17 protein-coding genes are annotated in these 19,969 nt (G+C 72.5%); 9 read left to right on the top strand and 8 right to left on the bottom strand.

From position 1 onward, the window contains the following. Positions 1-77: 77 nt before the first annotated feature. From AB0E24_RS08125 to AB0E24_RS08145, 5 genes are all read right to left on the bottom strand, one after another. Positions 78-890, bottom strand: a complete 813-nt coding sequence (locus AB0E24_RS08125) for an amino acid ABC transporter ATP-binding protein (RefSeq protein ID WP_370684907.1) — start codon at positions 888-890, stop codon at positions 78-80. After that, positions 887-1,885, bottom strand: a complete 999-nt coding sequence (locus AB0E24_RS08130; RefSeq protein WP_359375483.1) for an amino acid ABC transporter permease — start codon at positions 1,883-1,885, stop codon at positions 887-889. Before AB0E24_RS08130 ends, AB0E24_RS08125 begins: the two co-directional genes overlap by 4 nt. A gap of 24 nt (positions 1,886-1,909) precedes the next feature. After that, positions 1,910-2,845 carry an ABC transporter substrate-binding protein gene (locus tag AB0E24_RS08135; protein WP_079258083.1) on the bottom strand — a complete coding sequence of 312 codons (936 nt, stop codon included), beginning with the start codon at positions 2,843-2,845 and terminating at the stop codon, positions 1,910-1,912. An 8-nt stretch (positions 2,846-2,853) separates the two neighbouring features. After that, positions 2,854-3,663: a deaminated glutathione amidase gene (locus AB0E24_RS08140; RefSeq protein WP_359375485.1), complete on the bottom strand. Its 810-nt coding sequence runs from the start codon at positions 3,661-3,663 to the stop codon at positions 2,854-2,856. Between the two features lie 104 nt (positions 3,664-3,767). Next, positions 3,768-4,742, bottom strand: coding sequence for a substrate-binding domain-containing protein (locus AB0E24_RS08145; protein ID WP_093705448.1), 975 nt, complete (start codon positions 4,740-4,742; stop codon positions 3,768-3,770). A gap of 181 nt (positions 4,743-4,923) precedes the next feature. On the opposite strand from AB0E24_RS08145, the gene AB0E24_RS08150 reads away from it, so the two are divergent. Then, on the top strand, positions 4,924-6,321 hold the full coding sequence (locus AB0E24_RS08150; RefSeq protein WP_093705450.1) for an aminotransferase class I/II-fold pyridoxal phosphate-dependent enzyme: 1,398 nt from the start codon (positions 4,924-4,926) through the stop codon (positions 6,319-6,321). Positions 6,322-6,338: 17 nt separating this feature from the next. Here AB0E24_RS08150 and AB0E24_RS08155 read toward each other — a convergent pair whose 3' ends face one another. Continuing rightward, a complete protein-coding gene (locus AB0E24_RS08155) occupies positions 6,339-7,364 on the bottom strand; it encodes an aldo/keto reductase (RefSeq protein WP_359375488.1) in 1,026 nt (341 codons plus the stop codon). Positions 7,365-7,560: 196 nt separating this feature from the next. Between AB0E24_RS08155 and AB0E24_RS08160 the strand changes: the two genes are divergently transcribed. Continuing rightward, positions 7,561-8,409: a helix-turn-helix transcriptional regulator gene (locus AB0E24_RS08160; RefSeq protein ID WP_079258080.1), complete on the top strand. Its 849-nt coding sequence runs from the start codon at positions 7,561-7,563 to the stop codon at positions 8,407-8,409. Positions 8,410-8,573: 164 nt separating this feature from the next. Next, complete coding sequence (locus AB0E24_RS08165; RefSeq protein ID WP_359375491.1) at positions 8,574-10,229, top strand: APC family permease; 1,656 nt, start codon at positions 8,574-8,576, stop codon at positions 10,227-10,229. Here the strand turns inward: AB0E24_RS08165 and AB0E24_RS08170 are convergent. After that, entirely contained in the window at positions 10,192-11,004 is an 813-nt protein-coding gene (locus AB0E24_RS08170) for a class I SAM-dependent methyltransferase (RefSeq protein ID WP_102935027.1), read from the bottom strand. The two genes, AB0E24_RS08165 and AB0E24_RS08170, sit on opposite strands and share 38 nt — an antisense overlap. A gap of 142 nt (positions 11,005-11,146) precedes the next feature. Here AB0E24_RS08170 and mshA point away from each other — a divergent pair, with 142 nt between their 5' ends. The 6 genes from mshA to AB0E24_RS08200 all read left to right on the top strand — a co-directional run bounded on the left by mshA (position 11,147) and on the right by AB0E24_RS08200 (position 18,329). Then, a complete protein-coding gene (mshA, locus tag AB0E24_RS08175) occupies positions 11,147-12,508 on the top strand; it encodes a D-inositol-3-phosphate glycosyltransferase (protein WP_093705299.1) in 1,362 nt (453 codons plus the stop codon). Then, positions 12,501-13,022, top strand: a complete 522-nt coding sequence (locus tag AB0E24_RS08180) for a type III secretion system chaperone family protein (RefSeq protein WP_100806903.1) — start codon at positions 12,501-12,503, stop codon at positions 13,020-13,022. The genes mshA and AB0E24_RS08180 overlap by 8 nt, the downstream gene beginning before the upstream one ends. Positions 13,023-13,179: 157 nt before the next feature. Beyond that, positions 13,180-14,919 (top strand): glycoside hydrolase family 55 protein, encoded by a 1,740-nt coding sequence (locus AB0E24_RS08185; protein WP_359375495.1) that lies wholly within the window; start codon positions 13,180-13,182, stop codon positions 14,917-14,919. Between the two features lie 220 nt (positions 14,920-15,139). After that, complete coding sequence (locus tag AB0E24_RS08190; protein ID WP_100806905.1) at positions 15,140-15,394, top strand: hypothetical protein; 255 nt, start codon at positions 15,140-15,142, stop codon at positions 15,392-15,394. Next, a complete protein-coding gene (locus AB0E24_RS08195; protein WP_359375498.1) occupies positions 15,391-16,260 on the top strand; it encodes an RNA polymerase sigma factor in 870 nt (289 codons plus the stop codon). Before AB0E24_RS08190 ends, AB0E24_RS08195 begins: the two co-directional genes overlap by 4 nt. Then, positions 16,257-18,329 carry a M48 family metalloprotease gene (locus tag AB0E24_RS08200; RefSeq protein ID WP_359375500.1) on the top strand — a complete coding sequence of 691 codons (2,073 nt, stop codon included), beginning with the start codon at positions 16,257-16,259 and terminating at the stop codon, positions 18,327-18,329. Before AB0E24_RS08195 ends, AB0E24_RS08200 begins: the two co-directional genes overlap by 4 nt. Positions 18,330-18,431: 102 nt before the next feature. On the opposite strand, the gene AB0E24_RS08205 is transcribed toward AB0E24_RS08200, so the two are convergent. Further along, the gene (locus AB0E24_RS08205) at positions 18,432-19,925 is read right to left on the bottom strand and encodes an MDR family MFS transporter (RefSeq protein ID WP_359375503.1); all 1,494 of its coding nucleotides are present in this window, start codon (positions 19,923-19,925) and stop codon (positions 18,432-18,434) included. Between the last annotated feature and the right edge of the window lie 44 nt (positions 19,926-19,969).

A 19,969-nucleotide genomic window follows, 5' to 3' on the forward strand; every position in this document is an offset into this window, starting at 1 on the left:
GCCCTGCGTGCTGACCCGAGGCGCTGCCGGGGCCCGGTGCGCTGACGGGGGCGGCTCCCCGTCAGCGCCGGGCTCCGCTAGAGGAAGCGGGAGAGGAATGCCCGGGTGCGGGGGTTGGTCGGGCTGTCCAGCACCTCGCGCGGGGTGCCGCTCTCCAGTACCTGGCCGTCGTCCATGAACACGACCCGGTCCGCCACCTCCTTCGCGAACCCGATCTCATGGGTCACCACGAGCATGGTGAGCCCGTCCCGGGCCAGGTCGCGCATGGTCGCCAGGACCTCGCCGACGAGCTCGGGGTCCAGGGCGCTGGTCGGCTCGTCGAAGAGCATCAGCTTCGGCCGCATGGCCAGGGCGCGGGCGATGGCCACGCGCTGCTGCTGACCGCCGGACAGCTGGCGCGGATACGAGGCCGCCTTGTCGGCCAGCCCCACCCGCGTCAGCAGCTCCGTCGCCGTCTTCCGTGCCTCGGCCTTGGGGAGGCCGAGCACACCGACCGGGGCCTCGATGACGTTCTCCAGGACGGTCTGGTGCGGGAAGAGGTTGAAGTGCTGGAACACCATGCCGATGTCGCGTCGCTGCCGGGTCACCTCGCGCGGGCGCAGATGGTGGACGCGGCCGCCGGACTTCCGGAAGCCGATCAGCCTGCCCTCCACATGGATGGAGCCCGCGTCGATCTGCTCCAGGTGGTTGATGCAGCGCAGGAAGGTCGACTTACCGGAACCGGACGGTCCGAGGAGCACCACGACCTCGCCCCGGCGCACCTCGAGGTCGATACCGCGCAACACTTCGAGCTGCCCGAACCGCTTGCGGACCCGCTGGGCCACGACCATCGGCACCTCCTCGGTGGCCGCCTCGGGGGCGGAGGCCGCCTGGGGGTCCTGGACCGTCATGTCTCCTCCTTGGCGAGGGGGCCGTCCGCCGCCGGGGACGGGGTGTCCGGGCGCCGGCGGAAGAGCGCGAAGGCCCAGAAGCCCTGGGGCGCGTGGCGGGTCGCCCCGCGGGCGTAGTACCGCTCGATGAACGACTGGCCGACGTACAGCACGGACGTCATGACCAAGTACCACAGGCACGCCACGATCAGCAGCGGGATGGTCTCGAAGGTGCGGTTGTAGATCGACTGGACGGTGTAGAGCAGATCGGCCAGCGCGAGCACGCTCACCAGCGAGGTCGCCTTCAGCATGTTGATGACCTGGCTGCCGGTCGGCGGGATGATGAAGCGCATGGCCTGCGGCAGGACGACCCGCCGCAGGATCCTCGCGCGGCCCATGCCGAGCGCGGCGGCGGCCTCCGTCTGACCCTGGTCGACGCCCAGCAGACCGCCGCGCACGATCTCGGCCATGTACGCGGCCTCGTTGAGGCCGAGGCCGAGGATGGCGGCGAGCCAGGGGGTGATGAGCGTGTTGGTCTGCCCGCTGATGAACTCGGGGCCGAACGGCACGCCGAAGGAGATCCTCGGCAGTAGCGCCGAGAGGTTGTACCAGAAGACCAGCTGCACCAGGACGGGGATGCCGCGGAAGAACCAGACGTAGGCGCCGCAGACCGTGCTGAGCACGCGGTTCTCCGACATCCGCCCCACCGCCACGAGCACCCCGCCGGCGACGCCGATGAGCATGGCGATCGCGGTCAGTTCGACCGTGGTGGCGATGCCCTGTCCGATGACCTGGGCTCCGAAGTAGGCGCCGACGGTGCCCCATTCGAAGTGCGGGTTGGTGATCAGGAAGTGGATGAGCTGGGCGCAGAGGACCGCGAGGAGCAGGACCGCGAGCCAGCGCAGCGGATGGCGGACGGGGGACGCCCCGGCCACGTCGACGTCGGGTACGGCGCCGGGCGGGAGCTCGGCCGCACCGGGGTCGTCCCGGGTGGCCGGCGGTTGCGTGGTGGCCATGGTTGGGCTCACCTCCTCACAGGATCAGGACTCGCCGCCGAGGTTGACGCCCGGCTTGTCGAGGGTGTTGGCGGACAGGCCCCACTTCTTCATGATCTTTCCGTAGGTGCCGTCGTCGATGAGTTTCCGGAGCGCCTTGAGGAGCACGTCGCGCAGCGGGGAGCCCTTGGCCACGACCGCGCCCTGGTAGAGGTCGTCGAAGCCGTTGCCCTTGCCGGTGCCGGTCAGTTCGAGCTGGTCCTTGGCCTGCGCCACGAAGTAGGTGAGCGGCGCCTGGGAGGAGAAGAAGGCGTCCGCACGGCCGGAGCGCACGGCCAGGATGGAACCGGGCTGGTCCTTGTAGGACTGGACCTTCACCGGCTTCTTGCCGTCCTTCTCGCAGGTGAGCGCCTGCTTCTTGATGACGCCCTCGGCGGAGCCGCCCGCCATCACCGCGATCCGCTGTCCACAGGTGTCGGCCAGTGAGCCGATGTGGTGCGGATTGCCCTTGGGCACGGCGAAGACGACGAATTCCCGCACCCAGTCGACGAAGTCGTTGGCGCCCTGCCGGTCCTTGAAGTCGCCGACGGGGCCGAGGGCGAAGTCGTAGCGGCCCGCCTTGATGCCGGTGAGCTGGCTGGGCAGCCCGTCCGTGGTCACATGCCGGATCTTCACGCCGAGGACCTGGCCGAGTGAATCGGCGAGGTCGGCGGAGGCTCCGGTGAGGCTGTGGCCGTCCGAACCGGCGATCTCGTACGGCGGGAAGGAGCCGTTGTTGACCGACACCAGCGTGCCGGATGTGCGGTTCTTCGTGGGCAGCAGCGCGTGCAGCGCCTTGTCCTCGGGGAGTTTGGCCGATGCCTTCGCGTCGCCGCCGGAGGAGCCGCCGGCTCCCTCCGCCTGGGGCGGGTTGGCCCCGCAGGCGGCCAGGGCGAGACAGCAGGACAGGGCGGTGGCCGCGGTGGCCAGGGGACGTCTCATGGGGATGCTCACTGGGGCGCTCCGAGGGGGATGACGGTGGGGTCGACGGCGAACCGGCGGTTGGCCAGGACGGGGAGGGCGCGACGGGCCGCGGCGGTGGTGTCGGGAGCGGCGTCCGCCCAGGCCAGGCCGGGGGCCGCGGCGAGGCGGGAGCGGACGGTGCCGAGTGGGTCGACGACGAGGCTGTTGCCGATGTTGCGCGGACCGCATTCGCCGCTCGCCGCCACCCAGCAGGTGTTCTCCAGGGCCCGTGCGGTGATCATGACCTCCCAGTGCCGTTCCTTGGCCGGGCCGCGCACCCATGCCGCGGGCAGGGCGAGCACCTCGGCACCGGCGTCCACCAACAGCCGGGCCAGCTCGGGGAAGCGGATGTCGTAGCAGGTCATCAGGCCGACCTTGGTGCCCGCCACATCGATGACGACGGGCGGCTCGTCCGCCGGGCGGACGTTGGCCGACTCCAGATCGCCGAAGGCGTCATAGAGGTGGATCTTGCGATAGCGGGCGATCAGCTCACCGTCGCGCAGCGCCACCAGGGTGTTGAACACCCGGCCGTCCTCGGACGGCTCATGGATGCCGACCACCACGGTGGTGGCCGACCCGGCGGTGGCGGCGAGCATCTCGGAGACGAAGGGGCCGTCGAGGGGCTGGGCCACCTCGCGGATGCGGTGGCGGTCCTCGGTGAAGCGGGCCAGCACGCCCTCGGGGAGGACGAGCAGATCCGCGCCACCCCGTACCGCCTGGGCGGTGAGCTCCTGGCAGGCGGCCAGATTGTCCTTCCAGTCGGGGGTGGCGGCGAACTGTCCTACGGCGATGCGCATATGTGGTGCTCCGGAGTGGGTCGGAGTGCGGGGGACGGCGGCGAGTGCGGGAAGGGCGGCGGGAGCGGGGGTCGGCGTGCGGGGACGGCGGCGTAGGGCGGGGCTCAGAGCGCGGGGACGGCGGCGAGGGCGGGGTCGGGGAAGATCACCTCGGGGTCGATGGGCTCGGGCCAGACGCCCTGGGCGTACAGCTCCTCGCAGAAGGCCCGGGTCATCTCCGCGTTGCTCTTGGTCCCGTACGGCATCCAGTCGTCGCCGAACAGCCGTGCCGATTCGGTCAGTTCGTGCAGCAGCCACGGTGTGGTGTCGGCGAGCAGCCGGCGCCTGCCGAGCCACCGGCGCTTGGACTCCTCCAGTCCCGCGAGCAGGGCGGCGGGCAGCTCCGGATGGGCCTCGACCACCTCCCGTTTGAGCGTCACCAGATGGATGCCGGGGACGAACCCGGTGGCCTCCCAGTAGGCGCGCTCCTCGGTGCGGTGGTCGTCGAGCAGATGACGGAAGCGGCTGGTCCTGGTGAACAGCTCCCGCGGCATGAAGGGCGAGAGCACCGCGTCCAGCCGGCCCGCGGCCAGCTCGTCCACCAGGGATTCGCCCTCGGCCATGACCGAGACGCCCGCGGGCAGCGGCCGGCCGCCCACCCGGTCCTTGCCGGTCTCGTCGGCGGTCAGCGGTCCGACCAGCCACCGGACGCCCGCGAGATCCACTCCCGCGGCGCGCAGCAGGGCCCGGGTCCAGGTGTTGCCGGAGTCGGGCCAGCCGGTGAGCCCGATACGGGCCCCGGCGAGCTGCCCGAGGGAGCGCAGCGGACTGTCCTCGCGCACCAGGACGCAGCGGTGGCGGAAGCCGCGCATCACGAACGCGGGGAGCCCGACAAGACGGTCGTCCCCCGCCGCGCGGGCCTGGACATAGCGGCTGAACGAGGTCTCACCGCCGTCGAGCCCGGGTTCGGTCAGGACGTCGGGGGTGACGTCCCGCGCATCGACGCGGACCGTGAAACCGGGGATCTCGACGAGCCCGGAGGCGAGGGGTACCAGATGGTCCCAGTCGCGAAGTCCCAGTCTTATCACGGGAGATGACACAGTACGTACTCCTTGCACATGGCATTTTCGGCGCAAAGCTCGCATTCGGCTGCGCGATGCCAGGCAGGCTATTGTTCAGTGATTCCGGTAGACAAGGTCTGTTCTGTTACCGAACATAGTTTTTCCGTGTCGTAATCTGCTGACCGTCCGCCGGCCGACAGGACCCACGAGGGGTGTGCCGATGCAGGAGAACACCGCGGATCCGGCCGTCGCACGGCCGGGGGATCCGGCCTCCGTGGCCGGGCTGGCCGCCCGTATCCCGGACACCAGCGCACGCGGTATCGCGGCCGCCATGACCGATCTCATCCGGGCGGGCGAACTGGCGCCGGGCAGCGCGCTGCCCACCGTGCGCGCGCTCGCCGCCGGGCTGGGGGTGAGCCCCGGCACCGTGGCGGAGGCATGGGCGGTGCTGCGCAAGCACCGGATGATCGCCACACTCGGCCGCCGCGGCAGCGTCGTCAGCGGTCCGCCCACCGTTCCGCATCCCACCCGCTATGAACGCGTCGGGGACTTCGGCGACCATCTCGCACTTGACCTCGCCGTCGCGGCCCCCGATCCCGCCCTGCTGCCCCCGCTGGAGAGTGCCCTGCTCGCCGGGGCACGCACCCCGCGGCTCAACGACTACGCGCGGACGGCCATCACCGACGGCCTGCTGGCGGCGGTAGCGGACAGCTGGCCCTACCGGCCGGACGCCTGGATGGCCGTGGGCGGTGGTTACGAAGGGGTGCAACTGCTCTGCCAGGCCCTGCTGGTGCCGGGGGACCGGGTGGCGGTGGAGGATCCGACGGCGGCCCGGCTGCTGGACATCCTCGAGGCGCTGGACGCCCAGACCGTGCCGGTGGCCTGCGACGACCAGGGCCCCCTCCCCGACTCGCTGGCCCGGGCGCTCACCGCGCGCCCCGCGCTCTTCCTCCATCAGTCCCGGGCGCAGGTGCCCTGCGGCTGGTCGCTCGGCCCCGAACGGGCCGCCGCACTGGCCGGGGTCCTGGAGGGCGCGCCGAACGTCGCCATCCTCGAGGACGACGGCCTCGGCCCCCTGACCACCGGCCCGGTCGCCGTCCTCGGCGCCCATCTGCCGCACCGGACGGCCCTGGTCCGCTCCTACTCCAAGGCGTACGGCCCGGATCTGCGGATCGCCGTGGTCGGAGGGCCGCGCGAGATGGTCGAACGGGCGCGGGTGCTGCGCACCTTCGGCACTGGATGGACCAGCCGGATCCTTCAGGACGCCCTGGCCCATCTGCTCACCGACGAGGACGCGGACCGGTGTGTGCGCGAGGCCGCCCGGCACTATGACGCCCGGCGGTCCGCGCTGGCCGAACGGCTGGCGGAGCGCGGTGTGCACACCGCCAACCGGGACGGTCTGATGCTGTGGGTGCCGGTGGTGGACGAGACCTCCGCGCTGGTCACCCTGGCCGCGCGGGGCATCACCGTTTCACCGGGCAGCCGGTTCTGCGTCTCCTACGCGCGGCCCCATGTGAGGGTGGCCACCAGCAGGCTGACGCGGGACGGGGCGGCGCTCGACCAGATCGCCGAGCTGATCGCCCTCGCCGCCTCCTCCTCCGCCGGCCGGATGGAGTGATCCGCCCCCGGCGCCGCTCAGCGGCGGCGCAGCCGCTTGTCCCCGAGCGCCGGCGGTGTGTAGTAGCTGTCCGCCGGGTTGAGGTCCGTGCCCGGCGGGACGATCTCGTCGATCCGGTCCAGGACGTCCTCGCCCAGCTCCACCTCGGACCCGGCGAGCAGATCCTCCAGCTGCTCCATGGTGCGCGGGCCGATGATCACCGAGGTGATGGCCGGATGGGCCCGTACGAAGGCGACGGCCAGATGCGCGAGCGGGACCCCGGCGTCGGACGCCAGCTCGGACAGCGCGCCGACCGCCTCCAGCTTGCGGGCGTTGCCGGGCAGCGACGGGTCGAACTTGTGCTTCTCCACGGCCGCCCGGCCGCCCGACAGATCGACATCGGCCGCCTTGGTGTAGCGGCCGGTGAGCCAGCCCGCGGAGAGCGGACCCCAGCTCAGCACGCCCATCCCGTACTTCCGCGCGGTCGGCAGCACCGCCGCCTCCACCCCGCGCGCCAGGATCGAGTACGGCGGCTGCTCACTGCGGAACCGCACATGCCCACGCCGGTCGGAGACCCACTGGGCCTCCACGATCTGCTCGGCCGGGAAGGTGGAGGAGCCGACGGCGCGTACCTTGCCCGCTCTGACCAGGTCGGACAGGACCGACAGGGTCTCGTCCACGTCCGTCGCCGGGTCCGGCCGGTGGATCTGGTAGAGGTCGATATGGTCCGTGCCCAGACGGCGCAGGCTGTTCTCCACCTCACGGGTGATCCAGCGCCGTGAACTGCCGCCGTGGTTGGGGTCGTCGCCCATCGAGGAACGGGCCTTGGTGGCCAGGACGATGTCGTCGCGACGGCCCTTGAGTGCCTTGCCGACGATCTCCTCGGACTCGCCCGCGGAGTAGACGTCGGCGGTGTCGACGAAGTTGATGCCCGCGTCGAGGGCGCGGTGGATGATCCGTACCGAGTCGTCGTGGTCGGGGTTCCCCAGGGCGCCGAACATCATCGCGCCCAGGGCGTACTCGCTCACCGAGATGCCGGTCCCACCGAGGATCCTGCGCTTCATGCTGATGCCTTCCTTTGTCTTCCGTGGCCCGCTCTGCCGTCCATGGCCTGTGCCGTCCATGGCGTCCATGGCGTCCATGCCGTCATGCGCCTTCAGCCTCGGCTCCGGGCGGACACCTCACCAGGCCCGGCTCAACCTGGGTCTGCCAGAACCACCTGTACGGCCCAGAATCCGGCGGCGCCCGGATAATGGAGCGATGGGCCATTCCGAACCGGAGATCAAGGGGTTTCTCAAGGCGCACCGCGCCGCGCTCGACCCGGCCGAGCTGGGGCTGCCGGAGGGGGTCGTCCGGCGCCGGGTGCGGGGGCTGCGCCGTGAGGAGGTCGCCCAGCGGGCCGGGATCAGCGTCGACTACTACACACGTATCGAGCAGGGCCGCGCCCCGGCCATCTCGGACTCGGTGGTCGACGGACTGGCGCGGGCGCTGCGGCTGACCCCGTCCGAACACACCTATCTGCGCAACATCACGCTGCCGCGGCGGCGTGGCGGAGTGCCCGACCCCGATCCGCGGCCCCGGGTGCGGCCGGAGATCCAGCAGCTGCTGGACGCGATGGACGGCAGTGTCCCGGCCTATGTCTACGGGCCCGCGATGGACATCCTGGCCTGGAACCGGCTGGGCACCCGGCTCGGCATCGACTACGCCGCGATCCCCGAGGAGCGGCGCAACGGCCCGCTGCTGGTCTTCCTCGACCCCCGGCTCAGGGAGATCCACCCCAACTGGGACGAAGTCGCCGATGACACGGTGGCCGGGCTGCGCGCGGAGGTCGGGCGCCACCCCGGCAGCTCACGGGTGTGCCGGGTGACGCATGAGCTGCTGGAGGGAAGCGAGGAGTTCCGGCGGCGGTGGGAGGCACAGGCGGTGCAGGAGCGGACCCGGGGCGTCAAGCGGTTCCGCCATCCGGAGGCGGGGGAGCTGGTGCTGCGGTTCGAGGCGTTCGTCCTGCCCGCGGATCCGGGGCAGACGCTGTGTACGTACACGGCAGACGAGGGGTCGGCGACGGCGGAGGCGCTGAAGGCCCTGTCGGGCGCGGCGGCGGTGGTCTGACGGCGCGGGCCGGGGTGGGGCCCGGTGGCCTGAGGGGCCCGCCACGTGCCCCGCCCCTCGTCATTTTTGTCGCGTCCCACCTCCTTGACGCGACTGGAAAGTTTCCTTACTTTCATTCCCTCCCACGGTGGCGCCTGTGGCGCGAGAGGGCAATGGAGGTCCGGATGTCCGGCACCGACGAGGGCGGATTCGTCCGCCGTATCGGCCTGTTCCAAGCGACCGCCATCAATATGAGCCAGATGTGCGGCATCGGACCGTTCGTCACCATCCCCCTCATGGTCGCCGCGTTCGGCGGGCCCCAGGCCGTCATCGGCTTTGTCGCGGGCGCGGTGCTCGCGCTCGCCGACGGGCTGATCTGGGCCGAGTTGGGCGCCTCGCTGCCGGGGGCCGGTGGCAGCTATGTCTATCTGCGCCAGGCGTTCCAGTACCGCAGCGGCAAACTGATGCCGTTTCTGTTCGTCTGGACGGCGATGCTGTTCATTCCGCTGATCATGTCCACGGGCGTGGTCGGTCTGGTGCAGTATCTGGGCTATCTGTGGCCGGATATGACGCGGACTCAGGGCGATCTGGTCGGGCTCGGGGTCATCGTCCTGGTCATCGGGCTGCTGTGGCGGGGGGTCGAGCACATCGCCCGGATCACGGCCGTCATGTGGTGCGTGATGATCGCCTCCGTGCTCCTGGTCATCGTCGCGGCCTTCAGCCACTTCGACGCCGGGCAGGCGTTCACCTATCCGGACCACGCCTTCGACCTGGGCAGCGGTCAGTTCTGGACCGGGTTCGCCGCGGGCCTGACCATCGGGATCTACGACTACCTCGGCTACAACACCGCCGCGTACATGGGCGCCGAGATCAAGGACCCCGGCCGCACCCTGCCGCGGGCGATCGTCACCTCGATCGCCGGGATCATGGGGATCTATCTGCTGCTCCAGATCGGCACCCTCGGCGTCGTCGACTGGCATGAGATGACCGACCCCGGCTCGGTGGCCTCCCAGTCCGTGGCCTCGGCGGTGCTGGAGGAGACGTGGGGCAAGGGCGCGGCCGACGTCGTCACCGTGCTCATCCTCATCACGGCCTTCGCGTCCGTCTTCGCCGGGCTGCTGGGCGGCTCCCGGGTGCCGTACGACGCCGCCCGCGAGCGGGTCTTCTTCCGTCCCTACGGCAGGCTCCACCCGCGCCATCGCTTTCCCGCGCTGGGCCTGGCCACGATGGGCGTGGTCACCGCGATCGGCTTCCTGATCGGCCGCCACACCGATCTGGCCACGCTCATCCAGCTGCTGACCACGGTCATGGTGATCGTGCAGGCCCTGGCTCAGATCGTCGCCCTCACGGTGCTGCGCCGCCGCCAGCCGGGGCTGCGGCGGCCGTACCGGATGTGGCTCTATCCGCTGCCGAGCGTGGTGGCGCTGGTGGGCTGGCTGGTGATCTACGGCTACGCGGACAAGAACTCCCCCGGCCGGCACCCCATCGAATGGTCGCTCGCCTGGGTCGCGGCGGGGTGTGTGGCGTTCGTGCTGTGGGCGCGGGTGGAGAAGGTGTGGCCGTTCGGGCCGAAGGAGATCAGCGAGGAGTACGCGGCGGGCGCCGACCCCGACACGGCGGGCGCCGACCCCGACACGGCGGGCGCCGACCCCGATACGGCGGGCGCCGCCCCCGATACGGCAGGGCGCGACCCCGACACGGCAGCCGCCACCGGGGGCGCGGCGAACGCCGCGGGCGCCACGGGCGACGGCGCGGGCATCGCGGGCGACGGCCCGGACGGAGGCGACGGCCCGGAAGGAGGCGTCAGCCCCGGGGCGCCAGCGCCTCCCAGCGCACCGTGACCTCGCCCTGGCGCCAGCGCCGCGGGCCGTCGGCGAGCGGCCAGCCCGCCGCGCGCAGCGTCTGGGCGCTGCGTATCCAGCGCTGACGCGCGCTGAGCGGCGCGTACGGGGCGGCGGCCGCCCAGGCGCGGTCGAAGTCGCGCAGGAAGGTGTGCACCGGTTCGCCCGGCACATTGCGGTGGATCAGCGCCTTGGGAAGCCGTTCTGCCAGGTCGGAGGGGCGTTCCAGGGAGCCGAGGCGGGCCGCGAAGGTCACGGTGCGCGGGCCCGCCGGGCCGAGCGCCACCCAGACGTGCCGCCGCCCGATCTCATCGCAGGTGCCCTCCACCAGCAGCCCGCCGGGCGCCAGCCGTGTGCACAGCCGCCGCCACACGGCGGCGACCTCGCCCTCCTCGTACTGCCGCAGCACATTGGCCGCCCGGATGAGCGCCGGGCGCGCCCCGCCGGGCAGCGGTACCTCGAAGCCGCCGTGCGCGAAGGTGAGCCCCTCGCGCTCGTACGGCCGCGCGGCGGCCACGCGTCCGGGGTCGATCTCGACGCCCACGACGCGGGTCCCGCCCCGTACGGTCCGCAGTCGGTCCAGCAGCTCGACGGCGGTCCACGGGGCCGCCCCGTACCCCAGATCGACCGCCACCGGCGGCTCCCCGGCCCGGCGCAGCGCGGCCCCGTGGGCCGCCGCGATCCACCGGTCCATCCGGCGCAGCCGGTTGGGGTTGGTCGTGCCGCGGGTCGCCGAACCGATCGGACGGGACGGCGGGGGAACGCGGGCGGGCATGGCGCAGAGCCTATGCGGGGGCGGACGCGGCGTGGCCGACGGGTATCGGAACGTCACGCTTTGGCAAAGCGGAAATGGGAACCACCAGTTCCGGTGTTGACGACCGAGGAGGGAGCCCCCCCTGTCAAGGAGGTAACGCGCGGTGAGCCAGCACGCGTCCCGGCTCGGCGGCCTGCGAGGCCGGTCTCATGTACCGTTCGGCACCCCGTCCCACCAGCGGCTTCGCCGTATGCCACGGCGGCCGCGGCGCATCGCCATGCTCAGCGTCCACACCTCGCCGCTGCATCAGCCCGGCACCGGCGACGCCGGGGGGATGAACGTCTACATCGTGGAGCTGGCCAAGCGCCTGGCCGCCATCGACATCGAGGTGGAGATCTTCACCCGGGCCACCACCGCCGCGCTCCCCCCGGCCGTCGAGCTCGCCCCCGGCGTGCTCGTCCGGCATGTGGACGCGGGGCCCTACGAGGGGCTGGCCAAGGAGGACCTGCCGGCGCAGCTGTGCGCGTTCACCCACGGGGTCATGCAGGCGTGGGCCGGGCACCGGCCGGGCCACTACGACCTGGTCCACTCCCACTACTGGCTCTCCGGCCACGTCGGCTGGCTGGCCGCCGAGCGCTGGGGAGTGCCGCTGGTGCACGCCATGCACACCATGGCCAAGGTCAAGAACGCCGCGCTGGCGGAGGGCGACACCCCCGAGCCCGCCGCCCGCGTCATCGGGGAGCAGCAGATCGTCCGCGCCGCCGACCGGCTGATCGCCAACACCGACGAGGAGGCCGAGGAGCTGGCGCGCCACTACGAGGCGGCGCGCGAGCTGGTCGCGGTCGTCCACCCCGGGGTGAACCTCGACCGCTTCCGCCCCGCCGACGGCCGGGCCGCCGCCCGCGCCCGGCTGGGCCTCCCGGCCGACGCGCTCATACCCCTCTTCGCCGGGCGCATACAGCCGCTCAAGGCCCCCGACATCCTGCTGCACGCGGTCGCCCACCTCCTGGAGGATGACCCTTCACTGCGCGAGCGCATCGTCGTGCCCGTGGTGGGCGGCCCCAGCGGCAGCGGTCTGGCCAAGCCCGAGGGGCTGCACAAGCTGGCGGCGCGGCTCGGGATCTGCGATGTGGTGCGCTTCCGGCCGCCCTGTGCGCAAGATGAGCTCGCCGACTGGTACCGGGCCGCGTCCGTGCTGGTCATGCCCTCGTACAGCGAGTCGTTCGGGCTGGTGGCCATCGAGGCGCAGGCATGCGGCACCCCGGTCGTGGCGGCCTCGGTGGGCGGTCTGCCGGTGGCCGTACGGGACGGGGTCAGCGGCACGCTGATCCACGGCCATGACCCCGCCGACTACGCCCGCGCGCTGCGCCCCTTCGCGGCGGAACCGGAGCGGGCGGACCGGATGGGCGCGGCGGCCGCCCGGCACGCCGAGTCCTTCGGGTGGGACACGGCCGCCGCGGCGACGGCGGAGGTGTACACGGAGGCCATGCGGGAGCGGCGTCGCCTACGATCGGGCCATGGCTGACCCCATGGCTGACACCGCCCCCGAGGCCGACCCCCGGGCCGTCATCGAGCGGACGCTGAACGACGCCGAGCTGGAGTGGGAGAGCCCGGAGGACGGCACCTACGTCGTCACGCTCCCGGGCACCCGCAAGCTGTCGACCACCTGCTCGCTGCGGGTCGGCCGGCACTCCCTCTCGGTCAACGCCTTCGTCGTCCGCCATCCCGACGAGAACCACGCGGCCGTCCACCGCTGGCTGCTGGAGCGCAACACCCGGCTCTACGGGGTGAGTTACGCGATCGATCAGCTCGGCGACATCTATCTGGTGGGCAAGCTGCCGCTCGCGGCCGTCACCCCGGAGGAGCTGGACCGGCTGCTCGGCACGGTGCTGGAGAACGCGGACGGCAGCTTCAACACCCTGCTGGAGATGGGGTTCGCCACCGCCATCCGCAAGGAGTACGCATGGCGCACCTCGCGCGGCGAATCGACGCGTAACCTCGAGGCGTTCAGCAATTTGACCCGCGATGCGGCGAAGTGAACGACGGTCCGGGCCCGGTCTCCGCCTGACGTCCGTCCCCGCTGCCTGACATGCATGCGTCCTGACGCGACCCCTTCCGCGCGCCCCTGCCCCATGGCATTCTCACGCCGTCTCTCACCTGAACTGCGTTCACATCCATGGAAGGCGGGGCTGGCTCATGGGCATGGAGATCGGCAGAAGGCGGCTGCTCGGCGGTGCGATGGGCCTGGCGGCGGGTGCCACGGCCCTGGGGGCGGGCGCCCCGCTCCTGAGCGCCACGGACGCGGCGGCCGCACCGCGTACCACTGGCGGGACGGGTGGCGCGGGCGGGACAGGTGATCCGGGCGGGGCCCGTACGTCCCCCCTCTGGCAGGAGTTCCTCGACCGGCCGTACACCCATCCGCAGCTCCCCTACGTCGGCCGCGCCGGATACCTCGGCGGCCGTACGTCCTTCCCCCGGCCGCCCGTGGTCGCCGACGTCCGCGACTACGGCGCCCGGCCCGACGGCTCCGCCGACGCCGCCCCCGCGATCAACCGCGCCATCGAGGCGGCCGGGCGCCGCGGCGGCGGCACGGTCCTGGTGCCCCCGGGCACCTACCGCGTGGACGACGTCATCCGCCTCGGCCACGACAACGTCGTACTGCGCGGCGCGGGCAGCGGCCGCACCACCCTCCACGCGACCCGTAACCTCACCGAGCTGATCGGCCCGTACGGCAGCCGCTACGGCGGGGACAAGTCGTCCTGGTCCTGGGCCGGCGGGCTCATCTGGATCTGCCCGGACGCCCGCCTGCGCTCCCTCACCGACGCGATTCGGGCCCGCGCGTGGCCGTTCGAGGGCTGGACCGGCAACCGGCGCGACGAGTGGCGGACCCTCACCGGCCTCGCCGCCCCCGCCCGCCGGGGCGACTGGACGGTGACCGTCGAGAACCCGTCGGCCCTGCGCCCCGGCGACCGCGTGCTGCTCCAACTCGCCGATGACAACACGCATTCGCTCCTGAGCCATATGGCGGGCGATGTCGAGGGCGCCGCCGATTACCTCTGGACCGACAAGACCAAGCTCACCTCGTACGTCCCCTACGAATGGCCGTGCCGCGTCGCCGCCGTCGACCGCGGGCGCGGCCGGGTGACCCTCGACCGTCCGCTGCCGCTCGACGCCCGGCCCGCCTGGCAGCCCCGGTTCACCACGCTGGTGCCCCCGGTCACCGGCTCCGGGGTGGAGGGCATCACCCTCGACGTCGTCGAGACCCCGCAGGCGCAGCATCTGCTGGACAAGGGGTACAACGGCGTCGCGTTGCAGTGCGCGTGGGACTGCTGGGTGGACGACGTGACCGTCAACAACGTCGACAACGGCTTCCTGCTCGTCGCCGCCAAGGCGTGCACGCTGCGCCGCACCCGGGTGACGGGGCGCGGCAGCCACCATCCCTACTGCTGCCGCGAGGGCTCGCACGACAACCTCGTGGAGGACTTCGTGCTGGCGCGGCGCACCGTCCCGGCCCCGGCCGGGACACAGCTGCACGGGATCAACGTGGAGGGGCTGTCCAGCTACAACGTCTGGTCGCGCGGCCGGATGGAGATGGGCACCTTCGACACCCACCGCGGGATGCCCTTCGCCAACGTCCGTACGGAGATCACCGCGGACAACACGGGGTCGCACGGGGGCGACGCGAGCGCCGGTCCGCTCTACGGGGCGCGGTTCGCCCACTGGAACGTCACGGTCACCAACGAGCGGGCCGGCTGCGTGCGGATCGACGACATCGCGCCGTACAGCGCGACGGTCGGGATCAGCGAGGTCCGGCAGTTCGGCCAGATCGACGTCCCGGACTTCACCGGTCCGCTCCACTCCCGTATCGAGTCCTACGGGCATCCGGAGGCCGTCCAGCCCCGCAACCTGTACCAGGCGCAGCGCGCCCTGCGCTGATATCTCCGGCAGGTACGCACGGCTGTCTCCGGCAGGTACGCACGGCTATCCACGGCCGGTACTCATGGCTATCCCCGGCAGGTACGCACGGCTGACACCTCCGGCTGACATCTCCCGGAAAACACGGTGAGAAACGCGGTGAAGAAATACGGTCCATGACGGCTCTTCATGGTGAACCGGCTCCGGCCGGGAACCATGAAGAGGAGACACAACGGTGCTCATGGACAATCCGTGGCTCACGGTGGCAACGGTCGTGACGGTGGGGGTGCTACGGCTGATGGGGGACGTCATCCGCTGGCTTGCGGCGCGCTCGGGCGAACGGCTCCGGGCGCGCACGCTGGCCGAGTTGGTGAGCAGAACGGAGCCCGGCACGGTGCTCACCGACCGCCGCCCCGACGGCGCGGCGCTGACCATACGGCGCGACACCGACCGTACGGTGGCGTCCGGAGGCGCGGGACGGGGGCGATCGGCGTGAGCGACACGGTCGAGGAGTTCGAGGGCGGCGGGCCGTCCGAGGGGGAGTTCGAGGGGGAGTCCGAGGGGAGAGCGGACGAGGACTTCGACGCCTTCTACGCCCGTACCTACCCCTGGCTGGCCGCCCGTGCGGTGATGCTCAGCGGCAACCGGCAGAACGCCGAGGACGCCGTCCAGGAGGCGTACATCGAGGCGATGCGCCGCTGGCCGGAGGTCAGGACGTACGCCTCGCCCGAGGCATGGGTGACCACCACCATGCGGCGCAAGCTCTCGCGGGACGGGCGGCGCTGGTGGTTCCGCTGGAAGCCGGTCGAGATGACCGTCCCGGCCGCCGCGACCGCCTCCGTGGAGGAGACCGCCGAGGCGCTGGCCGCACTGCGCGCCCTCGGCACGCTGCCGCCGCGCCAGCGCCAGGTGGTCGTCATGCATTCGCTCGAGGGCATGAGCTATCAGGCGATCTCCACCGAGCTGGGGATCTCGGTCGGCAGCGTCGGCAGCAACCTCCACAAGGCCCGTGCCCGGCTCAGCCTGCTGCTCGACGTCTCCCCGGACCTGGGCCGCTCCACCGAGCGCCTGCTCACCCGCACACCGGAGGACCCGCTGACGCTTGCGCTGCACGGCGCCGCGCGGTGGCTGTCGTACGGCTTCCGGGGCGAACAACGGACGCGGGATGGCGTCGCGGACGGTGGTCGTGATGGTGATGGGGGCCGGGTCCGCGGTGGCGGTGCGGACGGTGCCTGTGACGGTGCTGGGGACGGGGCCAGCGACAGTGTCCCGGACGGTGCCCGCGACGGCTGTGTCCCGGACGGTGCCCGCGACGGCAGTGGGCGGGGCCGGGCCCGCGACGGCTTCCGGGGGCGGCGATGATCGCCGCCGCCCGCGCCATCCTCGCCCTCGCCCTGCTCGCCGTCTTCTACGCGCTGGTCGCGGCCATGGTGCTGCTCTGGGCGGCCTTCCTCGCGGCGGCCTTATGGACCGCAGGAGCGCCGGGCGTCCAGACGCCGCCCATGAGCGTCATCACCGCTTGCGCGGCGTTCGCCCCGATCGTCTTCGGCATGGTGTGGGCGGTGATCCGCACCGCCCGCCCCGCCGCCGCGCGCGAGGACGCGGTGACGGTGACCCGGCGCGGGGCGCCGGAGTTATGGGACACGGTCGAGGAGTTGGCCCTCGACATCGGCACCCGGCCGCCCGGCCATATCCGGCTGACCGCCGAGGCCAACGCCTCCGTCACCGAGGACGCACCGCTCCTCGGGCTCGCCCCCGGCCGACGCGTCCTCTACCTCGGACTGCCCCTGCTGGCCGGTCTGTCGCGCGCCGAACTGCGCGCCGTCCTCGCGCATGAGCTCGGCCACTTCTCCCGCCGCCACAGCCGCTTCGGCGTGGTCGCCCACCGGGGCGCGGCGGGGCTGGTCGCCGCCCGACAGGCGATCCAGGACGCGGCGGCCGCCAATGACCTGGTACGGCTGTACGCGGGCGGGCCGCTGCTGCTGCTCAACCTCTACACCTACGTCTTCCGCTGGCTCACCCGCCCGGTCCGGCGGCGCCAGGAGCTGGAGGCCGACCGTGAGGCCGCCCGGGTGGCCGGTCCGGACGCCGTCGCCGACGCGCTGCGCTCCACGACGGCGCTGGACGCGGCGTGGCAGGAGTTCCTCGCGGAATTCCTGGCCCCGATGCGCCGGGCGACGGGCCGGATCCCCGACGATCCGTTCCGCGCCTTCGCCCATATGGTCGAGGCCCCCGAACTGCGTGAGCCGCTGGCCGCGTTGCGCGCCCGCGCCGTCGAGCGGCCCGCCGACCCCGACGACGCGCATCCGGCCCTGGCCACCCGGCTGGAACGGCTGGCGCGCCTGCCCGCCGCGGAACCCGGCACGGCCCCCCTCTCCTTGGACCCCTTCTCCCTGGACCCCCTCGCCTTGCGGCCGCGGTACGCGGTCGCGCTGGGCCGCGTCATGCTGCCCGGCCCGGACGCGGGTACGAGGGTGCCCTGGCGGGACTGGCTCACCGAACTGGCCGAGCACCGCGCGACCCGGATCCTGCCCCCGCTGGCCGAGGCGGTGCGGGAGGTCGAGGAGACGGAGGGGGTGGGGCGCAAGAAAGCAAATCCGAAACCGAAACCGGAGCCGGGAAAGGAGTCAGGAAAGGAGCCGGGACCGGGGTCGGTCACGGCACCGGCGACGGAGCCGGACGCGCTGACGGTCCAACGGGTGCTGTGGCTGCTGGACAGCGGCCGCCGTATGCCGCTCGCCCGCGCCCTCAACTCCCGTCTGCCGCACGGCGAGCGGATGTTCCACGGCGAGCGGACCGAACACGACCCGCTCGGCCCCCTGGCCGAGGCCCTGGCCGTGCTGATCGGGGCGCAGCTGGTGGCGAAGGGGACGGCGTACTGGGCCATGAACTGGACCGGCCCCAGCATCCTCGTACCGCCCGACGGCATCGCCCCCGAGACCATCCGCACCTGGGCCGACACCGCCGTACGGCTGCCCGGTCAGACCCGGCAGCTCGGGCTGCACCTGGCCGCCCTGGGCGTGGACGAACGCGCACCGCTGCCCTCCACGGACCCGGCAGGGGGTACGGTCGACGGCCCGGCGCCGGCGGGGAAGGCGCGACAGATCAGCATCACGCCCGGGATCACCGGCCCCGCGCGCCGACGCATCAAGGCCGTGGGCGGGCTGGCGCTCACCGTGCTGCTGCTGATGACGGGGCTGTCGCTCGCACTGTGGGCGAACAGCGACGATCCGAGCTACCCGAGGGTGCCGGTGACCCGCTGGACCGACCGCTACCAGCCGGGCGGCGGCACCGGCACGGAACCCGCTCCGTTTCCGACCTACCAGCAGCCCACGTTCCCGGCGCGGCCGACGATTCCGACCTTTCAGCTGCCACCACGCTCGGTGCCGACCATCAGGATCGAGCCCGTAATCCCCAGACCCGCACCGTAAGAGCGTCGCCCGTGCCCGAAGCCCGCCCAGGCCCCCACGCCGGGCGGCGCCACCGGCCCCCGCCCTGACCGCGGGTGGGCCGCCATCCGAGCCGCTGTCCACCTAGCCATCGGAGGCGTCACCGACCGCGAGACCGGGGCCCGCCCCGACCGCGGGCGCGCTGCCACCCGAGCCGCTGCGCACCTCGCCACCGGCCCCCACACCTCCCGCATGCGCCGCGTCACCGGAGGCGTCACCGGCCTCGCCCCCGGAAGCACCGGAACCCCCGGAAGCACCCGAAGCCCCCGAAGCACCCGAACCACCCGAAGCGCCGGAACCACCCGAAGCGCCGGAAGCCCCCGAACCCCCAGACCCTCCAGACCCCCCGGCCGCAGGCCGGGACCGCATGGCACGGCCCAGGGCGGCATACCCCCCGGCCGCGACGAGCCCCACCACAGCACTGCTCGCCCAGAGGGCATCCGCGCCGAAGCGGTCCATGACGGCGCCGCCCGCGAGCGGTGCGATGAGCGAGGCGAGGGACCACGACAGGGTGTACATCCCCTGGTAGCGGCCGCGCCCATGGGTCGGGGAGAGCCGGGCCACCAGCCCCATCTGCGTGGGGGAGTTGATGATCTCGCCGAGCGTCCAGACGGTCACGGCCACCGCGTACATCCCGACCGACCCGGCGAAGGCGGTCAGCCCGAAGCCCGCTCCGGTCAGCAGCGCGGAGACGATCAGCAGCGGCGCCGGTTCGCGGCGTTCGAGGAACCGCGTCACCGGGATCTGCACGGCCACGATCAGTGCGCCGTTCGTCGCGATCGCGAGCCCGAAGTCCGTGCTGGACAGCCCGTCCGCCCCCATCGCCACCGGCAGCGCCACGAACGCCTGCTGGATGAGGGTCGCGATCAGAAACGACAGCCCGACCACGGCCATGAACCGCCGGTCCCGCAGCACCGTGCCCAGCCCGACCGCCGGCTCCGGCGCATCCGCTCCCAGGGCGGCGCCACCCGGCTCCGGCCGGGCGGGCCTGGACTCCGGGAGCTTCCCGAAGACGATGAGCGCGCACGCCAGCGTCATCCCGGCGTCGGCCAGGAAGAGCGTGAGATAACCGTGGCGCGCGATCAGCCCGGCCGCCGCCGCGGAGGCGGCGAAGCCGAGGTTGATGGCCCAGTAGTTGAGCGAGAAGGCCCGCACCCGGTCCTTGGGGGCGACGATGTCGGCGATCATCGCTTGCACGGCGGGCCGTGACGCGTTGCTGGTCATACCCACGAGACAGGCCACAACGGCGATGGCGACGGGGTCCTGGACGAAGCCCAGCGCGGCGACCGTGGCGGCCGTGGACAGCTGCGAGACCAGCAGCGTGGGCCGTCGCCCCAGCCGGTCGGTCAGCACCCCGGCGACCACCGCCGACACCGCCCCGCCCAGCCCGTACAGCGCGCCCACCAGCCCGGCGAACATCGCCGAATAGCCACGATCCGCGGTCAGGTACATGGCGAGGAAGGTGGCCACGAACCCGCCCAGCCGGTTGACCAGCGTGGAGGTCCACAGCCACCAGAACTCCCGGGGCAACCCCGAGACGCTCTCCTTCGTGGCCTGCCTCAGTCGAGCGACGGACACCGGACGACTCCCCCCGTGAGCAACACACCTGTAAGTGGCGCAAC

The sequence above is a fragment of the Streptomyces malaysiensis subsp. malaysiensis genome, from assembly GCF_040653035.1.
GTDB lineage: Bacteria > Actinomycetota > Actinomycetes > Streptomycetales > Streptomycetaceae > Streptomyces > Streptomyces malaysiensis.